Raw genomic sequence first — 1,371 nt, 5'->3', positions numbered from 1 at the left:
ACCCAGAGTTGCCCGCGCATCAGTCGTTTTTCGCGGACAGCGCAGCGCAAAACTCCGACTGGTATCCTGGCAAAAACATTCGCGCGGCAATCGACCGATATCAGGAGTTTCGAGAACGTGGCGGGCTGCCATCTGTTCGCAAAGCCGCTTTGTCGCCGGCACGAACAGCCAATGCGTTGATCGGGCGGTTCCTGTCCAGGATCAACGGGAACAGAACCGTCGGAGAGCCTGGCTCGCCATATTCGCCAGACAAATCACTTGTAAACGAGCCAGCGCCTGATAAGCGGATACCGGATCGATACGGGCGCAGCATCTATGCGCCGGAGATCGCTCACCCGCCATATTGCCGCGGGGCCGCTCAATATGTTCTGCGCCGAAACGTGCTATGCCTGGGCGTCGGGGAATACAAGGTTCACCGAATTTGGATCGGCGGTGCGTTGGCCTGGGAGAATGGCGCATCAACAGGAGCTATTTCAGGCCTGATTGTTCAACAGCTCGTGCCATCCGAACAAATGGCGCTTGATTACGTCTCGCTCGACAGCGGACCGCCGCTCGATGCGAATTGGACTATCCTAGATAATCAGGGCGGCTATGACGTCGATACCACTGATTATTCAATCAAGTGGCTTCCGCCATCTGGATCGTCCGAAACGCCACAAATCCCGCAGACAGGCCGGTTTTTCCATCGCAATAACACGAGCCTTCTGACTCCTGTTGGCGTTGTCCTATCGGAATCTGGGACAAGAACAAAAGTCCTTGGTCAGCTGCCATCTTCCGGGCAGAGCTACCAGGCTGTTTATGTGGCAAATTCCCGCCCAAATTACACCAGAATAAAATTCGACCAAGTGATGATATCTGCTCGGAAAACAACGAATGGCGGAGGGTCAATCAGGCTGTTTTCTGGCACTGTTGACGGATCGCCGAAAGTTTCTGACCTATCGTCAACAGCCAGCGCGCTGAGCGGCCAGGATTACAACGATGTCGTAATCTCAAAATCCGGCGACGGACTTACGATGATGCTTGCCATCAAAGAAAGCCCGTCTGCATCTCATAATCAATACGTAACTGACATCGCTATCCGGCCGACATACCGACCGCTAGTCGGGCATCTGGAAACCTCTCATCTGAGAGTCGATTACACAGCAAGCGCCGAAAATCTGGCATTGCCAATTGTCGTTGAAGCAACGCGGATTGTTGATTCCGTTCCTGATGACGGTATTGGTGCGGCCGCGTATTTTGTGGCGCGCAACGCGTTTGGCGCTTCTGCCGTTGATCAGGCGTCATTCATGGCCATTCCAGGATCATGCGGCGGCGCTGACTATTCCGGCCTGTCTCCATGGGAGATTCTGCGCAGCCTGCTGGATACGGCAA

Annotated in this window: 1 protein-coding gene; it reads left to right on the top strand. The window is 54.6% G+C overall.

Features of this window, described 5'->3' with window-relative positions; genetic code table 11:
* Positions 1-1,371: hypothetical protein (locus E4680_RS14215; protein WP_167792535.1), on the top strand; the 1,371-nt coding region annotated here is incomplete at both ends.

The organism is Candidatus Macondimonas diazotrophica (assembly GCF_004684205.1).
In the GTDB taxonomy this organism is placed as follows: domain Bacteria; phylum Pseudomonadota; class Gammaproteobacteria; order UBA5335; family UBA5335; genus Macondimonas; species Macondimonas diazotrophica.
The sequence above is the reverse complement of the archived record's forward strand: the minus strand, read 5'-3'. Positions and strand labels throughout refer to the sequence as shown.